This window comes from Bradyrhizobium sp. T-12, assembly GCF_058314695.1.
Window position 1 is genome coordinate 929,034 of the sequence record NZ_CM177756.1, and the last position, 17,916, is coordinate 946,949.

The window sequence follows — 17,916 nt, forward strand, 5'->3', positions numbered from 1 at the left end:
AGGGCTGCAATATGGCCACTTCACAAGCCTCTGTGACATTTCATGTCGCGTTAACCTCTCGCGCCTAGGTTACGGCGAGTACGAGGGTTCGCGTAATGGACATGATGGCAATGGTCAGCACCATGCTGGCCGCCCAGCAAGGTGCGCTGCAGTCGAATATTGCGGCGACGCTCAGCAAGCAGAACGCGGATATGGAGAAATCCACCGTCCTGACGCTGCTCGGTGCCGGTCAGCCCTCGCTCGCCAATGTCGGCCCTGGCGTCGGCGGCAATCTCAACGTCACCGCCTGACTTTCTAAAGCGCCGCCGCGGCCTTGCCGGTTGCCGCGCGGATCAGCTTGAGCGCGTCCTCGCTCGCCCATTCCGCCGGCCCCGCGATCGTCGCGATCTCGCAGCCCTGCGGGTCGACCAGCACCGAGGTCGGCATGCCCAGCGCCCGGCCTATCGCCTTAAGATCCTGAAAAACCTTGGCTTTCTGGTCGCTGAAATAGCTCAGCTTTGAAAGATTGGCCTCTCTCAGGAAGTTTTTCGGCTTTTCGGGGTCGCGGGTGTCGATATTGATCGCCACCACGTCGAAATTCGGGCCCGACAACTTGCCCTGCAGCTCGTCCAGCGCCGGCATTTCCTTCCGGCACGGCACGCACCAGGTGGCCCAGAGATTCACCAGCAGCGTCTTGCCACGGAAATCCGACAGCTTCTTCGGCTTGCCATCGGCATCTTCGAAGGCGAGGTCCGGCAGCTTCAGGGGGGCGCTCGCCATGGTCAGCGCCGCCAGCTCGCCATGGGCGAGGGGAGCGATCTTTTGCGCCGTCGCGACCGCCGGCTTGCAGGTCGGATCGCCCGAGGGCGCCCGGCTCAGGCCCAGCCCGTACAGCGCGGCGAAGCCGGCCAGGCCCCCGACCGCCACGGTGGCGATCACGAGGGGGACCCGGCGCGTGGCGGAGGGCTTCTTGTCGAGCATATCGTTTGTCATCCGGTCGCAGATATGGCTATCAGAGGCCTCTTAATACGGCTGGCGGCGGCCAGCAAACGTGCGGCACATCAAGGCGTGAGCAGGGGATCATGAGCAACAAGATGTGGGGCGGCCGGTTCTCGGAACGTCCCGATGAGATCATGGAAGAGATCAACGTCTCCATCGACGTCGATCGTCACCTCTTCGCCCAAGACATTGCCGCGTCCAAGGCTCACGCCGCGATGCTCGCCAACCAAGGCATCATCACGGGTTCTGATGCGAAAAATATCGGCAAGGGTCTAGACACGATTTTGTCAGAGATCGGCAAGGGCGGCTTCGAATTCAAGCGCGCGCTCGAGGACATTCATATGAATGTCGAGAGCCGCCTGTCCGAGCTGATCGGTCCCGCCGCCGGCCGCCTGCACACGGCGCGCTCGCGCAACGACCAGGTCGCGACCGACTTCCGTCTCTATGTCCGTGACATCGTCGACGAGACGGATGCGGCGCTGGCGGCGTTCCAGCAGGCGCTGGTCGAGCGCGCGCTGGAGCACGCGGGCACCGTGATGCCCGGCTTCACGCATCTGCAGACCGCGCAGCCCGTGACCTTCGGCCACCATCTGCTCGCCTATGTCGAGATGGCCGCGCGCGACCGCGGACGGTTCCAGGATGCGCGCAAGCGGCTCAACGAATCCCCGCTCGGCGCCGCCGCGCTGGCCGGCACCTCGTTCCCGATCGATCGCCACGCCACCGCGAAGGCGCTTGCCTTCGATCGCCCGATGGCGAACTCGCTCGATGCCGTCTCCGACCGCGACTTCGTGCTGGAGACGCTGTCGGCGGCCTCGATCTGCGCCGTGCACATGTCGCGCTTTGCCGAGGAGATCGTGATCTGGACCTCACCGCTGGTCGGCATGATCCGGCTCAGCGACAAGTTCACCACCGGCTCGTCGATCATGCCGCAGAAGCGTAATCCGGATGCCGCCGAGCTGGTGCGCGCCAAGACCGGCCGCGTCATCGGCGCGCTCAACGGCCTGTTGATCGTGATGAAGGGCCTGCCGCTCGCCTATCAAAAGGACATGCAGGAGGACAAGCAGGGCGCGATGGAGGGCTTTGCCGCGCTGTCGCTCGCGATCCGCGCCATGACCGGCATGGTCCGCGACCTCGTGCCCGACGAAGCCAGGATGAAGGCCGCTGCGGGCGAGGGCTACGCCACCGCGACGGACCTGGCCGACTGGCTGGTGCGGACGCTGAAAATGCCGTTCCGCGACGCCCATCACGTCACCGGCCGCATCGTCGCCAAGGCCGCCGAGGGCGGCGTGGCGCTGCACGAGCTGCCGCTCAAGGAGATGCAGGCGATCGAGCCGAAAATCACCAAGGACGTGTTCGGCGTGCTCTCGGTCGAATCGTCGGTGAAGAGCCGCACCAGCTTCGGCGGTACCGCGCCGAAGAACGTGACGGCCCAGGCCAAAGCGTGGGCGAAGCGGCTGGAAAAAGAGCGGAAATTGGGCTGAAGGCAAAATTTCGCTGATGTTTCATGGTCATCCGGGCTCTCGCCAGAGCGCGCCAATCTCTGTATGGTGCGGCCCGCGTATTGGGGATTTCGTCGTGACGTCAAAGTTTCGCCCGGCCGGCTCGGGGTGGGCCATCGTTGTCTTGAGTCTGACGGCGCTTGCGCTTGCCGGTTGCGGCCGCAAGGGTCCGCTGGATTTGCCGCCGACGGCCACCAACGCACCCGCGCCCAACGGCGCGGCTTCGACCAACACCGACACCGCAGCCCAGAAGACGTCGAGCATGTTCAATCCCAGCTCAGGTGCGGATGCCGAGCCGGCGGCGGCCAAGGGCCGGAAGAAACCGTTTATTCTCGACCCGCTCCTGGACGAACCTCCCGGCAGAAAATAAGCCGGGACAACCGAGCCTAAGCCATGAACCATTTCGACTACCGCAACGGCGTACTGCACGCCGAGGCGGTGAACCTGTCCGAGCTGGCCGCGACCGTCGGCACGCCGTTCTATTGCTATTCGACCGCGACATTGGAGCGGCACTATCGCGTCTTCACCGACGCCTTCGCCGGCGAGAAGGTGCTGGTCTGCTACGCGATGAAGGCGAACTCCAACCAGTCGGTGCTGCGCACGCTGGCTAAGCTCGGCGCCGGCGCCGACGTGGTCTCCGGCGGTGAATTGAAGCGTGCGCTGGCGGCCGGCATTCCGCCAAACAAGATCCTCTTCTCCGGTGTCGGCAAGACCGAAACCGAGCTGCGCGCTGCGCTCGCCGCCGACATCCTCTGCCTCAATGTGGAATCCGAGCCCGAGCTCGAGCTGCTGTCGCGGATTGCGACCGAGATGGGCAAGACCGCGCGCGTCTCGCTGCGCGTCAACCCGGATGTCGATGCCGGCACCCACGCCAAGATCTCCACCGGCAAGTCCGAGAACAAGTTCGGCATCCCGATCGTGCATGCCCGCGAGGTCTATGCGCGCGCCGCGAAGCTGCCGGGCATCGAGGTGACCGGCACCGACGTGCATATCGGCAGCCAGATCACCGACCTCTCGGGCATGGAGACCGCGTTCCGCATCCTCTCCGAATTCGTGCAGACGCTGCGCGCCGACGGCCACAACATCAGCCACGTCGATTTCGGCGGCGGCCTCGGCATTCCCTATTACATGGACCGCGAGGCGCCGCCGGCGCCGGCCGCCTATGCCGCCATGGTCAAGCGCGTCAGCCACAATCTCGGCTGCACGCTGATGTTCGAGCCGGGCCGCATGATCGTCGGCAATGCCGGCATCCTGGTCGCCAAGGTGATCTATGTGAAGCACGGCGACGGCAAGAATTTCGTCATCATCGACGCTGCGATGAACGACCTCATCCGCCCCACGCTGTACGAGGCGCATCACGACATCCTGCCGGTGACGCAAGCCCCAAAGGGCGCGGCGACCATCATGGCCGATGTCGTCGGCCCGGTCTGCGAGACCGGCGACTATCTCGCGCTCGACCGCACGCTGCCGACGCCCGCGCCCGGCGATCTCCTCGCCATCATGACCGCTGGCGCCTATGGCGCGGTGCAGGCCGGCACCTACAACACAAGGCCGCTGGTGCCGGAAGTGCTGGTGAAGGACGACCAATACGCCGTGGTGCGCCCGCGCATCGAGGTCGAGCAGCTGATCGCGATGGATAAGCCGGCGCCGTGGCTGTGAGTGTGTCGTAGTCTGACCGTGAGGGTCCCGGATCAGCACGCGCTTTGGGCGCGCTTGTCCGGGACGGCAGTGGAGATGGGGACGGCTACTTCCCCGCCAATCCGCCCTTCGCTCCGCCCACCACGACTCCCGCCTTCTTCTCGATCGGCTTGATCGCCGCGGTGAAATCGGATTCGGCGCCTTCCGCGGCGATCACGGTCTCCCATAACCTACCGACCGCGTCGGCGACTTCCATCGACAGGCCGAGCTGCTTCATCTCCTCCAGCGCCAGCCGGACGTCCTTCACCATCAATCCCGTGGCGAAGCCGAAGTCGAAGCTGCGCGGCAGCACGGCGCGCGGAAACTTGTCGCGGCTCGCCGTGTTCATGCCGGAGCCGGCATTGATGACGTCGATCATCACGGCGGGATCGAGCCCGGCTTTCACGCCCATCACGACCGCTTCCGACGTCGCCACGATCGCGGTGGCCGACAGGAAATTGTTGGCGAGCTTCATGGTCTGCGCCGCGCCGGGCTTCTCGCCGATGAAGAACACCTTTCCGATCACGTCGAGCGCGGGTTTGAGCAGTTCGAACTCGGTCCTAGGTCCGGAGACCATCACCGCCAGCGTGCCCTTCTCGGCGCCGCCGACGCCGCCAGAGACCGGGCAGTCGATCTGCACGATTTTGCGCTTGGCGAGCAGGCCGTGAATCGTCACGGCCATCGCCGAGCCGACGGTGGAGAGATCGATGAAGCGTTTGGCGCGGCTGCCCTCGACGACGCCGTTCGCTCCCGTTGCGACCTGGAGCGAAGCCTGCAGCGAAGGCAGGCTCGCCATCACGGTCTCGACCTGATCGGCGACGTCCTTCGGCGATGTTGCGGCGGTCGCGCCGAGCGCCGTGAGCTTGCCCATAACGTCCTTGCGCATGTCGAACACGACGAGCCTGTGCCCTGCCTCGATCAGCCGCCGCGCCATCGGGAAACCCATGTTTCCGAGGCCGATGTATCCGATGTCCATGGTGTTTCCTTGTCTTTCTTCTTCGTTGTTGTGTAAGTGCTCGCTCCATCCCCGCTGTCGTCCCGGATCTGCGCTCCGCTCGGGACAACGCTACGCGTTTTCCCGAGCTCGCTTGTCCCGGACGGCAGCGGAGATTGGCGCTGCATCTCACGCCTTGCCGTCGATCTCCGCGAACACCTCGCGCGCGATGCGGAAGCTGTCGACCGCGGCGGGCATGCCGCCATAGATCGCGACCTGCATCAGGATCTCGCGGATCTCCTCGCGGCTGACGCCGTTGGTCAGCGCGCCCTTCAGATGCGCGCGGAATTCGTGCTGGCGGTTGAGGATCGCGATCATCGCGATGTTGAGCATGCTGCGGGTCTTGCGCGGCAGCTCCTCGCGGCCCCACACCGTCCCCCAGCAATATTCGTTCAGCATCTCCTGGAACGGACGGTTGAAGTCGTCGACGTTCTTCAGGGCGTTGTTGACATAGGCCTCGCCCAGCACCGCTTTGCGGACTTCCAGGCCCTTGTCGTGCATCTTCTTGTCCATGGCGTTTCCTCTCGTTTCCCTCGGATCACGCGCGGAAATTACGGGGTTGGGGCGAGCCAGTCACGTCCTCGTGTTATGCGGGAAAAGGGGTGTCTCCCGTACCGGAACGGATGCCTCAGTGCTGCCGTTGTGATAGGCTTCGCTCCACCGGGCAACCTGGAGAGTTGATTGAACGGCGTCACCCCCGACCCGTCAGACCCGATCCGCAACAGTGACGCTCTGTCGCGGTTGAAGCTGGCGCAGGCCCTGGATCGGGCCCTCTATGCCATCGCATGGGAGCGTGCCTGGCCACATCTGGCGCGGCTTCTGACCGTCGTCGGCCTGTTCCTGGCGGTGTCCTGGGCCGGCCTTTGGCTGGCGCTGCCTTTCATGGCCCGTGCCATCGGTCTCGTCGTTTTCGCCGGCATCGCCATTGCGGCCCTGTTGCCCCTGATTCGCTTCCGCTGGCCGAGCCGCGAGGAGGCACTTGGCCGGCTCGATCGTGGCTCCGGCATCCGTCACCGCCCGGCCACGACGCTGACGGACACGCTGTCCTCGCAGGATCCGGTCGCGCAGGCACTGTGGCAGGCGCAGCGCGAACGCACGCTGGCCTCGCTCAAGCGCATCCGCGCCGGTCTGCCGCATCCGCGGCTTGCGCTCCACGATCCCTGGGCGCTGCGCGCGCTGATCATGGTGATGCTGGTTGCAACCTTCTTCGCCGCCGGCGACGAGCGGGCGATGCGGCTCGGCGCCGCCTTCGACTGGAACGGCGTGCTGGCGCCCGCGAATGTTCGCGTCGACGCCTGGGTGACGCCGCCGCTCTATACCGGCAAGCCGCCGGTCATCCTGTCGGCCGCCAACAAGGAGGCCGCGGCGCTGCCCGCGTCCGGCCCGCTTGCCGTTCCCGCCGGCTCCACCCTGATCGTGCGCTCCTCCGGCGGCAGCCTGGATGTCGTCGTCTCCGGCGGCCTCAAGGAGGTCGCCGCCACGGAAGCCGCACCCAAGGGCACCAACGAGAAGCATTTCACCATCACCACCGACGGCACCGCGCATGTCCGCGCGCCCTCCGGCCAGCCGCAATGGGCGTTTGCCGCAACGCCGGACCATGCGCCGACGATCGCGCTTGCCAAGGATCCCGAACGCCAGGCGCGCGGCGGGCTCCAGCTCTCCTACAAGATCGAGGATGATTACGGCGTCACCGGCGCGGACGCGCACATCGCCTTGCGCCCCGCCGACGCCAAAGACGGAGCCAAGGATTCCGACGGGAAGGCCGCGCCGCGGCCGCTGTTCCAGCCGCCGCAATTCCCGCTCGTGCTGCCGAACGCGCGCACCCGCAACGGCGTCGGCCAGACCGTGAAGGACCTCAGCGAGGATCCCTATGCCGGTGCCGATGTCACGCTGACGCTCACCGCCAAGGACGAAGCCGGCAACGAGGCGCGAAGCGAGCCCTTCAACATGCGCCTGCCGGAGCGTCTCTTCACCAACTCGCTGGCGCGCGCGCTGATCGAGCAGCGCCGCATCCTCGCGCTCGACGCCAACAGGAATTCGGACGTCTACACCGCGCTCGATGCGCTGATGATCGCACCCGAATTGTTCACGCCGGACGCCGGCTGCTATCTCGGCCTCCGCAGCCTCGCGAGCCAGCTCGAGGCAGCCCGCACCGACGATGCGCTGCGCAATGTTGTGGCGAGCATGTGGGCCTTCGCGACCACCATCGAGGATGATGGTGTCGCCGGCAGCGTCAACGCCGCGTTGCGCTCGGCGCAGGACGCGCTCAAGGCGGCGCTCGACCGCGGCGCCAGCGAGGACGAGCTGAGAGTGTTGACGCAGAAACTCCGCGAGGCCATGGCCGGCAAGGTGCGCGATCTCGCCCGCCGCGCCGAACAGAATCCGCTCGGTGCCCGGCAGCCGTTCCCGGCGGAGGTCCAGCTCATTCTCGACAAGGCGATCGAGCTGCGACAGAAGACCCAGCATGCGACGCCCGAGCAGCTCGCCGAGCTGGCGCAGCAGCAGGACGCGTTGCGCGAGCAGCTTCAGGCCTATCGGAAGTCGGCGAACAACCGTGCCAACAAGGCGGGGGACGACAAGGCCAACCAGTTTACGCGGGACCGGAAATGCGGAAGCTAGCGCGCGTGCCAGTCTTGAAGGCGATGCCGATCGCCTGCCTCGCTTTCCTGTTGGGAAGCGTTACCCCGGTTGCGGCCCAGCTGGATCAGGATCCCGACGCGCTGCTCGACAGCGCCGAAAAGGCGATGCAGGAGTCCGGCGACAGCCTCAGGCAGAAGGAATCCGGCAAGAGCCTGGGCAACCAGTCCGACGCGATCCAGAAGCTCGAGGAGTACAAGCGGGCGACGGAACGGAGCCAATCCTCCAGCCGTGACCGCAACGTCATCACGCAGCGCGATCTGGACGACCTGTTGCGGCAGATCGAGAAGGCGGCGCGCGAAGGCAATAAAGAGGCCGCCCAGCGCCTGCTCGAGCAGCTCGCGCAGATCATGGAAAACCTCCAGATGGCGCAGCCCGGGCAATCCGGCGAAAGCGAGATGGAGCAGGCGCTCAACGAGCTCAGCGACATGATCCGCAAGCAGCAGCAATTGCGCGACAAGACGTTCAAGCAGGGCCAGGATTCCCGGCGTGACCGCTCGCGCGGCAAGCAGCAGGGCGACCAGTCGATGTCGGATCTGCAGCAGGATCAGCAGTCGCTGCGCGACCGCCTGAAGAAGCTGCAGGACGAGCTTGCCAAGCGCGGTCTCGCGCAGAAGGGACAAAAGGGTCAGAAGGGACAGCAGGGACAGAAAGGCCAGCAGGGGGACCAGGGCCAGAACGGCGATCAGGACGGCGACGACGGCGATGATGGCAGCCTCGACACCGCGGACGGCGCCATGGGTGATGCCGGCTCGAAGCTCGGCGAGGGCAATGCCGACGGCGCCGTGGATTCGCAGGGCAAGGCGCTCGACGCCATGCGCAAGGGCGCGCAGAAGATGGCCGAAGCGATGCAGCAGGGCGATGGCGACGGGCAGAACGATGGTCCCGGCAATCGGGCCGGCCGTCAGCAGAGCGGCGGCAATCAGACCGATCCGCTGGGACGCCCGCTGCACGGCCGCGATCTCAGCGACGACTACACCGTCAAGATTCCCGGTGAGATCGACGCCCAGCGTGTCCGTCGCATCCTCGAAGAGCTCCGCCGCCGCTTGGGGGACAGTTCGCGCCCGCAGATCGAGCTCGATTACATCGAGCGGCTGCTGAAGGATTTTTGACGACACACTCGGTGTCGTCGCCCGGCCTTGACCGGGCGATCCAGTATTCCGGGAAGCTAGTGGATCATCCGAGGGGCCGCGACGTACTGGATGCCCCGGTCAAGCCGGGGCATGACAGCGGAATCCATGGCTACCCCTTCTTTGCCGCCAGCGCGTCCGCCACCGCGGTGCGGATATCCGCGACCGAGAATGGTTTTGTCACGACGTCGTGCACCAGCGCATTGAGGTTCGATGCGCGCTCGCGCTGGTCGGCAAAGCCGGTCATCAAGAGGATAGTCAGATCAGGGAAATCGCGCGCGGCGGAGAGTGCCAGTGCGATGCCGTCCATGACGGGCATCTGGATGTCGGTGAGCAGCAGGTCGAAGGCGCCGTCCTCGCGGCTCAGGATCTCCAGCGCCTCGGCGCCGTCTTGCGCGGTGACGGTCTCGTGGCCGTCCATGGCGATGGCGCGCGCCACGAGCGTGCGCATCGAATCCTCGTCGTCGGCGATCAGGATTTTCGGCATCAGATCAACCTCTGGGACAAACCTTCCCGTGCGGGACCCTACAAGCTGATTACACGCTGCCGCCGGCAATGTCGCGCCGGTTGAAGAAGCGCACGTCGATATTGCGGCCCTCCGGCGGCGGCGAGGCGAGACGCGAGCGGAAGAAGGCGCGCTCGCCGGGCCGCAGCACGGTCTGCTCTAGCACCGTATTCCAGGCGTAGATCTCCGCGCCTTGCGCGTCGCGCACGGCAAAGCGCAGCCGCGGGATGTCGAGCGCCTTCTTGCCCTCGCCGACGATCACGCCCTCGATGACCAACACCTGTTTACCGTCCACGGTCTCGCTCGACAGCTTCACGTCCTTGAAGGCGAGGCCCCGCAGGTTCACCTCGAGCCCGACCATCTTGTAGAACGCTGCCGTCTGCGGCAGCAGGCGCACCATGTCGCCGCGCCAGATCACCAGCGCCAGCACCAGCGCGCCCATGGCGGCGCAGGCGGTCGGCAGCCCAAAATAGGATTTTCGCGGAGCGGCGGTGGCGGCGGGACGGCTGACCCGCGCCCCGCGACGGCTGAACAGGCCGCGGAACCAGGATTGGTGCTGCACGCCAGCGACCTCCTCCTCGACCTCCCGGGCCGCCGCTGACCACTCGTCCTCGGTTTCCTTGGCCTCTTCCTCGGGCCAGTCGCTGGCGATCGACGGGCTGTCGACAACGGGCGTGTCAGTGGCGCTGTCGTCCTTGGCGTAGGAGTTCCACTGCTCGGCGAGGTCGGATTGGTCGTCGGCCTGGCTGGCTGCAGCCATGGCCGGAACGGACGCCTCCTCGATGGCATCCTCGGCATGGGCGATCCAGGTCTCCTTGCAGCGGGAACAGCGGACCGCCCGCCCGTTCGCCCCAAGGCTCGCAAGCTTGATGGCGTAGGATGTCATACAATGGGGGCAGACGATATGCATGGACGAGCCTTGATGCATGAACCAGGACTTGAACGAGGTCCTGACCATAACCCTTTCGGGAAGAACCGGGCGGCCAGGATGCGACCAATATGCTACAGGGCGACCGTTAACGAACCGGAAACCATAACGGCGGCAAAACCCGTGGATCGCGCATGGCGGAGCGCGGCCATGTGTCCCGCGCCCCCTCTCGAACGGAGCTGAGCTTGGTTCGGTTCGAAAATGTCGGATTGCGTTACGGTCTGGGGCCGGAGATCCTGCGCGACCTCAGCTTCCAGATTCCGGCGCATTCGTTCCAGTTCCTCACCGGCCCGTCGGGCGCCGGCAAGACCTCATTGCTGCGCCTGTTGTTCCTGTCGCATCGGCCGACGCGGGGCCTCGTCAATCTGTTCGGCCACGACATCTCGCAGCTCGGCAAGGACGAGATCGCCGATCTGCGCAAGCGCATCGGCATCGTGCTCCAGGATTTCCGCCTGCTCGATCACATGACGACGTATGAGAACGTCGCGCTGCCGTTCCGCGTCATGGGCCGCAGCGAGTCGAGCTACCGCAAGGAGGTGATCGATCTGTTGCGCTGGGTCGGGCTTGGCGACCGCATGGACGCGCTGCCGCCGATCCTGTCGGGGGGCGAGAAGCAGCGCGCGGCGATCGCGCGCGCCGTGATCTCGCGGCCGCAGCTGCTGCTTGCGGACGAGCCGACCGGCAGCGTCGATCCGACGCTCGGACGCCGCCTGCTGCGGCTGTTCATCGAACTCAACAAATCGGGCACCGCCGTCATCATCGCGACCCACGATATCGGCCTGATGGACCAGTATGAGGCCCGGCGGCTGGTGCTGCACCAGGGACGGTTGCACGTCTATGAGTAGGACAGACGAGCGCGGCGTGCTGGTCGACCTCGGACAGGAGCGTCCGCAGCTGCCGGCCAAGGCGCGCAACATGTCACCGATCGTGCCGCGCGCCTCGATCCAGGGCCGGGCGCTGGTCGCCGTCGTCGCCATCATGACTTTCCTCGCGTCGATGACCACGGGCACCGTGCTGCTGGTGAGTGCTTCCGCCGCGGAATGGCAGTCCGACGTCGCGAGCGAGATCACCATCCAGGTTCGTCCGCAAACGGGGCGCGATCTCGATCGCGACACCGCCGCGGTGACGGAGGCGATGCGCGCGCAAGCCGGAATCGTCGAGGTCAAGCCGTTCAGCAAGGAGGAGAGCGGCAAGCTGCTCGAGCCCTGGCTCGGCACCGGGCTGGCGATGGACGACCTGCCGGTGCCGCGCATGATTATCGCGCGCGTGCAGCCCGGCACGCCGCTCGATCTCGGCGCCTTGCGCGCGCGGGTGACCCAGGTGGCGCCGGGCGCCAGCGTCGACGATCATCGCGCCTGGATCGAGCGGATGCGCTCGATGACCAACGCCACCGTGCTCGCCGGCCTCGGCATCCTCGCGCTCGTCATCGTCGCCACCATCATCTCCGTCTCGTTCGCCACCCGCGGCGCCATGGCGGCGAACCGCCCGATCGTCGAGGTGCTGCATTTCGTCGGCGCCGGCGACCGCTACATCGCCAATCACTTCCTGCGCCATTTCCTCCGCCTGGGCCTCGAGGGCGGCGTGATCGGCGGCGGCGCTGCCATGCTGGTGTTCGGGTTCTCCGAGTCGATCGCCGGCTGGTTTTCCGGTACGCCCGTCGGCGACCAGTTCGCCGCGCTGCTCGGCACCTTTTCGCTGCGGCCGTCCGGCTACATCGTACTGGCGGTCCAGGCCGTGCTGATCGGCGCGATCACCGCAGTGGCCTCGCGCCAGACGCTGTTTGCGACGCTGAATGACGTGGATTGAGATCATTTCTTCCCTTCTCCCCTTGTGGGAGAAGGTGGCGCGAAGCGCCGGATGAGGGGTATATCTCGGCGCAAAAGAACTGTGCGAATTCGCGGAGAGAGACCCCTCACGCGTCTCGCCGCTTCGCGTCGAGCCACCCTCTCCCACAAGGGGAGAGGGTGCAGAAACGAGACTCCACTTCGCCTCAAAACGTCCTAAAATCACTTCAGGGAAGGGATCAACGACATCACATGGCCTCGCCGACCGACGATCGATCGCCGAAACTGCCGCGCGGCTGGCTGCGCGCGGCATTGGTGTCGACGATTGCGCTCGCCTTCGTCGGCGCTGCGGCGGGGTTCATCGCGTTCCTATCGCAATTGCGCGGCGCCGAGGTCGCGCCGGGTCGCAAGGCCGACGGCATCGTGGTCCTGACCGGCGGCTCCTCGCGGGTCTCGGACGCGATGGAGCTGCTCGCTGCCGGCTACGGCAGGCGGCTCTTGATCTCCGGCGTGCATCCGACCTCGACGGCGAGCGACATCTCCAGGACGTTGCCGGAGAACCAGTCCTTCATGACCTGTTGCGTCGATCTCGACCGCACCGCGCTCTCGACCCGCGGCAATGCGGCGGAGGCGCGGCGCTGGGCCGAGGGACGCCGCTTCAAGTCGCTGATCGTGGTCACGTCGAACTATCACATGCCGCGCGCGCTGGTGGAATTCTCGCATGCGATGCCGCAAACGACGCTGATCCCGTTCGCGGTAGTCGGCGACAAATGGCGCGAGGAGCCGTGGTGGACCTCGGCCTCCACCTTGCGGCTGCTGCTGTCGGAATATGTCAAGTACATCGCGGCCGAGATCAGGGTGCGGCTGGAGGATTTCGGGATTGACCTTTCGCCCGAGATGTCGGAGCAGCCTGCAGGTCACCAGCTCAAGCGGCCCGCCACCGCCCAGGCGAACTGACACGCCAATTGACCGGCAAATAATCGGATCGTCGATGTTCCTGATTTTCCTGCGCTCGCTCGTGTTCAACGTGCTGTTCTACGCCGTGCTGGTGTGCCTCGCGATCGTGGCGCTGCCGACCTTCGCATTGCCGCCGCGCGCGATGCTGACGGTCGCCGAATGGTGGGCCAAGGCGACGCTGGTCCTGATGCGCGTGATCTGCAACATCAAGGTGGAATTCCGGGGCACGGAGAAGATTCCGCAGGGACCGCTGGTGATCGTGGCGAAGCACCAGTCGTTCTGGGAGACGTTCGTGCTGCCGGGCTTCTTCAATCGGCCGATCTTCATCCTCAAGCGTCAGTTGATGCAGATCCCGGTGTTCGGTCAGTTCCTGGTCAAGACCGGGATGATCGCGATCGATCGCAATGCCGGCGTGAAGGCGCTGCTCGACATGACGCGACGCGCGCGCGAGGCAGTGCGCAGCGGCCGGCAACTCGTCATCTTTCCGGAAGGTACGCGCCGCGCGCCCGGCGCTGAGCCCGACTACAAGACCGGCTTTGCGCAGATCTATTCGTCCTGCGGCGTGCCGTGCCTGCCGGTCGCGCTCAACTCCGGCCTGTTCTGGCCCCGCCGCACCTTCATGCGCTATCCCGGCACGCTGGTGGTGGAGTTCCTCGATCCGTTGCCGCCGGGCCTGCCGAAGGACGAATTTCTCTCCCGCGTGCAAACCGCCATCGAAGAAGCAACCGGCCGCCTCGTCGAGGCCGGCCGCAAGGAGCAGGAGCAGTTGATCGGCTCGGCGCCGAGCTATACTCCGGCGGAGCGCTAGCGACTCTCGCGGTCTTGCCCTGGTACAGGCGTGTGCAGGGAATACGCATCACCATGCAGCATCAATGCAAGCTGATGCAGCTGCGCGTCGCGAAAGCCTTCGGCCTCGATCGCCTTCACCGTTGCGGTGACATAGTCGCGGTTGGCGCCGGACTGGCCGTGGCCCTGGATGACATGGCGGTGCTGCTCGGCGAGCGACAGCCGGCCGGCATATTGCACGTGGCCGCGATCGACGACGTAAGCGAGCGCGGAGACGCGCTGGCGCGCGTCGTTCTCCAGCCAGACCGAGCGCATCACCTCGCGATAGACCGAGGTGACCTGCTCGCGCGCGCGCAAGTACGCGACGACCTCGGCACGGTTCTTCTCGGCCACGCGGAAGGCAATGCCGCGGCATGCGCCGCCACGGTCGAGCCCGAGCACCAGGCCCGGCTTCTCCGGCGTGCCGCGATGCACGAAGGAATAGACGCAGAGCGCGCGGTGCTCGCCGACCAGCCGCGCCGGAACGCGCTCCTCGAAGTCGAAGCCCGGCCGCCACATCAGCGAACCGTAGCCGAACACCCAGAGGTCGCCGGTGGCTGTCGTGACGGAGGGGAGGGTGATTTCGGACATTTCGCGCACGGCTACCAGAACGAAGGCCCCAAGCGAAGCAAATTCTCCGCCTTTCGTCGCAGGCCTGCCTCGCTTACATTTGCCAAAATCTGGGATCAAAGGGTCGCCGCATGTCCAATATGACCGTTGCCGCCGGCCGCCGCTCCCGCTGGGGCCTTTTCATCGCACCCGTTATCGTCCTGATCCTTGCCGTCGCATGGAGCTGCTTCTGGTTCTATGCGGCCTCACAGGCCGAAGTGGCCGCAGACGCCTGGCGGGCGCAAGAGGCCAAGTCCGGCCGCATCTATGATTGCGCCAAGCGCTCGATCGCCGGCTTCCCGTTCCGCTTCGAGGTCCAGTGCTCCGGCGCCAGCGTCGCCCTGGTCTCGCAGAATGCGAGCAAGACGCCATTCACGGCCAAGCTGGACAACATCCTGGTCGTCGCCCAGGTGTACGATCCCAAGCTCGTCATCGCCGAATTCTCCGCACCCGCGACGCTGACCGACAGCGTCACGCAGAACACCTTCGTGGTGAACTGGAGCAAGGGCCGCAGCAGCGTGGTCGGCCTTCCGGCGGTGCCGGACCGCGCCTCCCTCGTGTTCGACGATCCCTCGCTCAACCGCCTCGACGGCAGCGTGCAGGTGCCGCTGGCGCGCGCCAAGCAGATCGAGCTGCACGGCCGCCTCGCAGACCGCTCGCCGGCCGATCATCCCGTGATCGAGACCGTGCTCCACGTCGCGCAGGGCAGCATCCAGGGCGTTCATCCCCTGCTTGCCGAGCCGTTCGAGGCCGACACCCGCGCCAAGGTCACCGGCCTCTCCGACCTCACGCCAAAGCCTTGGCCGCAGCGCTTCCGCGAGATCCAGGCCGCCGGCGGTCATATCGAGATCGTGCAGTCGCGGGTCCAGCAGGGTGAGATGATCGCGATCGCGGCCGGCACGCTCGGCCTCTCCGCCAACGGCCGGCTCGACGGTGAATTGCAGATGACCGTGACGGGCCTCGAGCGCGTGATCCCGGCGCTCGGCATCGAGAAGATGCTGGAGGAGGGCGTGCCGCAGGCAACGCTCGACCGCGTGGCGCCCGGCGTGAAGTCGCAGGACCTCAACAATCTGTTCGGTGCGCTTGATCGTGCCGTGCCCGGTCTCGGCAAGGTCATCAAGCAGAACGCCAATGCCGGCGTTGCCGCCGGCATCAACTCGATCGGCACCGAGAGCACGCTGGAAGGCAAGAAGGCGCGCAGCTTCCCGCTGAAGTTCGTCGACGGCGCCGTGCTGCTCGGCCCGGTCAAGGTCGGCCAGATCCCGCCGTTGTATTGATTGGTTCGTCGCGTCATTCCGGGTTCGACGCTGCGCGTTGCCCCGGAATGACGGAAGACGAGGAGACGTCGCTACGGCTTCTTGCCGAGCTGTCCGTGCTGCCGGCCGAAGTCGGGCGCCGCCGAATCCTGGCCGATCTCGACGATGCCGCGGCGGATGGCGCGCGTGCGGGTGAAATGGTCGAACAGCGCCTCGCCGTCGCCGCGGCGGATCGCGCGCGTGAGCTTGGCGAGATCCTCGGTGAAGGTGCCGAGCATCTCCAGCACGGCCTCCTTGTTGGCGAGGAAGACGTCGCGCCACATCGTCGGGTCGGAGGCCGCGATGCGGGTGAAATCGCGGAAGCCGCCGGCGGAGAACTTGATCACCTCTGACTCTGTCACCTGCGCCAGCTCGTCGGCGGTGCCGACGATGGTGTAGGCGATCAGATGCGGCAGATGGCTGGTGATGGCGAGCACGAGATCGTGGTGATCCGGCGTCATGACCTCGACCTTGGCGCCCATCGCCGCCCAGAACGCGCGCAGGCGATCGGTGGCTGCGGCATCGACGCCTTCGGGCGGCGTGAGAATGCACCAGCGGTTGATGAAGAGCTCGGGGAAACCTGAATCCGGGCCGGAATGCTCGGTGCCCGCAACGGGGTGCGCCGGCACGAAATGAACGGTCTTCGGCAGATGCGGCGCCATGTCCCTGACGATCGCGCCCTTCACCGAGCCGACGTCGGACACGATCGCGCCGGGCTTCAGATGCGCGGCAATCTCCTGCGCCACCGGCCCGCAGGCGCCGACGGGAATGCAGAGGATGACGAGATCGGCATCCTTCACGGCTTCCGCATTGGTCGCCACGACCTGATCGACGATGCCGAGCTCCATCACCCGCGCGCGGGTCTTCTCGGAGCGCGCGGTGGTGACGATCTCGCCCGCCAGCCCCTGAAGCTTCGCAGCGCGCGCGATCGAGCCGCCGATCAGGCCGAAGCCGATCAGCGCGACGCGCTGGAAGTGCGTCTGCTCGCTCATTTGCCGGCCATGAAGTCGCGCAAGGCGTCGACCACGAGGCGATTGGCCTCCTCGGTGCCGATGGTCATGCGCAGCGAATGCGGCAGGCCGTAGTTCTTCAACGCGCGCAGCACGAGGCCGCGCTTGGTGAGGAAGGCGTCGGCGTCGTCAGCTGTCCTGCCCTTCTCGGTTGGGAAGTGGATCAGCACGAAATTGGCGACGCTCGGCGTCACCTTCAGCCCGAGCTTGCCGATCTCCTCGGTCAGCCAATTGCGCCAGGTCTCGGTGAACTGCTTCGACATCGCCTGGTGCGCGGTGTCCTCGATCGCGGCGACCGCGGCATACATCGCCGGCGTCGACACGTTGAAGGGCCCGCGGATGCGGTTGACGGCGTCGATGATGTGCTCGGGGCCGAACATCCAGCCGATGCGCAGCGCGGCGAGGCCGTGGATCTTGGAGAAGGTGTGCGTCACCACCGTGTTCTCGGTGGTGGCGACCAGCTCGATCCCCATTTCATAGTCGTTGCGAGACACGTAGTCGCAATAGGCGGCATCCAGCACCAGCAGCACGTGCGAGGGCAGGCCGGCGCGCAGCCGCTTGACCTCGTCGAACGGCACATAGGTGCCGGTCGGATTGTTGGGGTTGGCGAGCCAGACCAGTTTCGTGCGGGGCGTCACCGCCTTGAGGATGGCGTCGACGTCACAGGTGAGGTTGGTCTCCTGCGCGACGACGTTCTTGGCGCCGACCGCCATGGTCGCGATCGGGTAGACCAGGAAGCCGTGGGTGGTCGAGATCGCCTCGTCGCCGTGGCTGAGATAGGTGTGGGCCAGCAGATTGAGGATCTCGTCCGAGCCGGCGCCGCAGATGATCCGGTTGGGATCGAGCCCGAACGAGCGGCCGATCGCCTCGCGCAGCACGCGCGAGGTTCCTTCCGGATAGTCTTCCAGGTGATCCGCGACGCGCCTGAAGGCTTCGATCGCCTTGGGCGAGGGCCCGAACGGTGTTTCGTTGGCGGAGAGCTTGAACACCTTGCGGCCCGGCTCGGCGACCGGGCTCTTGCCGGGCGTGTAGGGCGCAATATCGAGAATGCCGGGATTCGGCACGGGGCGGGACATCTTGAACTCCGA

Annotated in this window: 19 protein-coding genes; 11 read left to right on the forward strand and 8 right to left on the reverse strand. The window is 66.1% G+C overall.

Annotated elements, in window-relative coordinates; genetic code table 11:
* Positions 1 to 95: 95 nt before the first annotated feature.
* Positions 96 to 290, forward strand: coding sequence for a hypothetical protein (locus tag AC0WRY_RS04455; RefSeq protein ID WP_142250949.1), 195 nt, complete (start codon positions 96 to 98; stop codon positions 288 to 290).
* A gap of 4 nt (positions 291 to 294) precedes the next feature.
* Here AC0WRY_RS04455 and tlpA read toward each other — a convergent pair whose 3' ends face one another.
* Positions 295 to 960, reverse strand: a complete 666-nt coding sequence (gene tlpA / locus AC0WRY_RS04460) for a thiol:disulfide interchange protein TlpA (protein ID WP_491122719.1) — start codon at positions 958 to 960, stop codon at positions 295 to 297.
* 101 nt (positions 961 to 1,061) lie between these two features.
* Between tlpA and argH the strand changes: the two genes are divergently transcribed.
* From argH to lysA, 3 genes are all read left to right on the forward strand, one after another.
* Complete coding sequence (gene argH, locus AC0WRY_RS04465; protein WP_194405850.1) at positions 1,062 to 2,459, forward strand: argininosuccinate lyase; 1,398 nt, start codon at positions 1,062 to 1,064, stop codon at positions 2,457 to 2,459.
* 94 nt (positions 2,460 to 2,553) lie between these two features.
* Positions 2,554 to 2,847 carry an LPS translocon maturation chaperone LptM gene (gene lptM / locus AC0WRY_RS04470; RefSeq protein ID WP_491123542.1) on the forward strand — a complete coding sequence of 98 codons (294 nt, stop codon included), beginning with the start codon at positions 2,554 to 2,556 and terminating at the stop codon, positions 2,845 to 2,847.
* A 23-nt stretch (positions 2,848 to 2,870) separates the two neighbouring features.
* Positions 2,871 to 4,136, forward strand: coding sequence for a diaminopimelate decarboxylase (lysA, locus tag AC0WRY_RS04475; protein ID WP_194405851.1), 1,266 nt, complete (start codon positions 2,871 to 2,873; stop codon positions 4,134 to 4,136).
* An 85-nt stretch (positions 4,137 to 4,221) separates the two neighbouring features.
* On the opposite strand, the gene AC0WRY_RS04480 is transcribed toward lysA, so the two are convergent.
* Together AC0WRY_RS04480 and AC0WRY_RS04485 are read right to left on the reverse strand one after the other, a co-directional pair.
* Entirely contained in the window at positions 4,222 to 5,130 is a 909-nt protein-coding gene (locus AC0WRY_RS04480) for an NAD(P)-dependent oxidoreductase (RefSeq protein ID WP_491122720.1), read from the reverse strand.
* A 147-nt stretch (positions 5,131 to 5,277) separates the two neighbouring features.
* Complete coding sequence (locus AC0WRY_RS04485; RefSeq protein WP_018316258.1) at positions 5,278 to 5,661, reverse strand: carboxymuconolactone decarboxylase family protein; 384 nt, start codon at positions 5,659 to 5,661, stop codon at positions 5,278 to 5,280.
* Between the two features lie 168 nt (positions 5,662 to 5,829).
* On the opposite strand from AC0WRY_RS04485, the gene AC0WRY_RS04490 reads away from it, so the two are divergent.
* Complete coding sequence (locus tag AC0WRY_RS04490) at positions 5,830 to 7,767, forward strand: TIGR02302 family protein (protein ID WP_491122721.1); 1,938 nt, start codon at positions 5,830 to 5,832, stop codon at positions 7,765 to 7,767.
* Positions 7,755 to 8,897 carry a DUF4175 family protein gene (locus AC0WRY_RS04495; protein ID WP_491122722.1) on the forward strand — a complete coding sequence of 381 codons (1,143 nt, stop codon included), beginning with the start codon at positions 7,755 to 7,757 and terminating at the stop codon, positions 8,895 to 8,897. The genes AC0WRY_RS04490 and AC0WRY_RS04495 overlap by 13 nt, the downstream gene beginning before the upstream one ends.
* Before the next feature lie 130 nt (positions 8,898 to 9,027).
* Here AC0WRY_RS04495 and AC0WRY_RS04500 read toward each other — a convergent pair whose 3' ends face one another.
* Complete coding sequence (locus AC0WRY_RS04500) at positions 9,028 to 9,402, reverse strand: response regulator (RefSeq protein ID WP_194405855.1); 375 nt, start codon at positions 9,400 to 9,402, stop codon at positions 9,028 to 9,030.
* A 49-nt stretch (positions 9,403 to 9,451) separates the two neighbouring features.
* Entirely contained in the window at positions 9,452 to 10,330 is an 879-nt protein-coding gene (locus AC0WRY_RS04505; RefSeq protein ID WP_491123543.1) for an MJ0042-type zinc finger domain-containing protein, read from the reverse strand.
* A gap of 203 nt (positions 10,331 to 10,533) precedes the next feature.
* On the opposite strand from AC0WRY_RS04505, the gene ftsE reads away from it, so the two are divergent.
* The 4 genes from ftsE (at position 10,534) to AC0WRY_RS04525 (ending at position 13,897) form a co-directional block, all read left to right on the forward strand.
* The gene (gene ftsE, locus AC0WRY_RS04510; RefSeq protein WP_018646542.1) at positions 10,534 to 11,193 is read left to right on the forward strand and encodes a cell division ATP-binding protein FtsE; all 660 of its coding nucleotides are present in this window, start codon (positions 10,534 to 10,536) and stop codon (positions 11,191 to 11,193) included.
* The gene (locus AC0WRY_RS04515; RefSeq protein WP_194405856.1) at positions 11,186 to 12,154 is read left to right on the forward strand and encodes a cell division protein FtsX; all 969 of its coding nucleotides are present in this window, start codon (positions 11,186 to 11,188) and stop codon (positions 12,152 to 12,154) included. The genes ftsE and AC0WRY_RS04515 overlap by 8 nt, the downstream gene beginning before the upstream one ends.
* 230 nt (positions 12,155 to 12,384) lie before the next feature.
* Positions 12,385 to 13,089: a YdcF family protein gene (locus AC0WRY_RS04520; RefSeq protein WP_194405857.1), complete on the forward strand. Its 705-nt coding sequence runs from the start codon at positions 12,385 to 12,387 to the stop codon at positions 13,087 to 13,089.
* Between the two features lie 34 nt (positions 13,090 to 13,123).
* Positions 13,124 to 13,897 carry a lysophospholipid acyltransferase family protein gene (locus tag AC0WRY_RS04525; RefSeq protein WP_194405858.1) on the forward strand — a complete coding sequence of 258 codons (774 nt, stop codon included), beginning with the start codon at positions 13,124 to 13,126 and terminating at the stop codon, positions 13,895 to 13,897.
* Here the strand turns inward: AC0WRY_RS04525 and AC0WRY_RS04530 are convergent.
* A complete protein-coding gene (locus AC0WRY_RS04530; RefSeq protein ID WP_491122723.1) occupies positions 13,894 to 14,505 on the reverse strand; it encodes a gamma-glutamylcyclotransferase in 612 nt (203 codons plus the stop codon). The genes AC0WRY_RS04525 and AC0WRY_RS04530 overlap by 4 nt on opposite strands.
* 110 nt (positions 14,506 to 14,615) lie before the next feature.
* Between AC0WRY_RS04530 and AC0WRY_RS04535 the strand changes: the two genes are divergently transcribed.
* Positions 14,616 to 15,800: a DUF2125 domain-containing protein gene (locus tag AC0WRY_RS04535; RefSeq protein WP_491122724.1), complete on the forward strand. Its 1,185-nt coding sequence runs from the start codon at positions 14,616 to 14,618 to the stop codon at positions 15,798 to 15,800.
* A gap of 71 nt (positions 15,801 to 15,871) precedes the next feature.
* Here the strand turns inward: AC0WRY_RS04535 and AC0WRY_RS04540 are convergent, their stop codons facing one another.
* Together AC0WRY_RS04540 and hisC are read right to left on the reverse strand one after the other, a co-directional pair.
* Entirely contained in the window at positions 15,872 to 16,810 is a 939-nt protein-coding gene (locus AC0WRY_RS04540; RefSeq protein WP_285810190.1) for a prephenate/arogenate dehydrogenase family protein, read from the reverse strand.
* Entirely contained in the window at positions 16,807 to 17,904 is a 1,098-nt protein-coding gene (gene hisC, locus AC0WRY_RS04545) for a histidinol-phosphate transaminase (RefSeq protein WP_194405862.1), read from the reverse strand. The genes AC0WRY_RS04540 and hisC overlap by 4 nt, the downstream gene beginning before the upstream one ends.
* Positions 17,905 to 17,916: the final 12 nt, after the last annotated feature.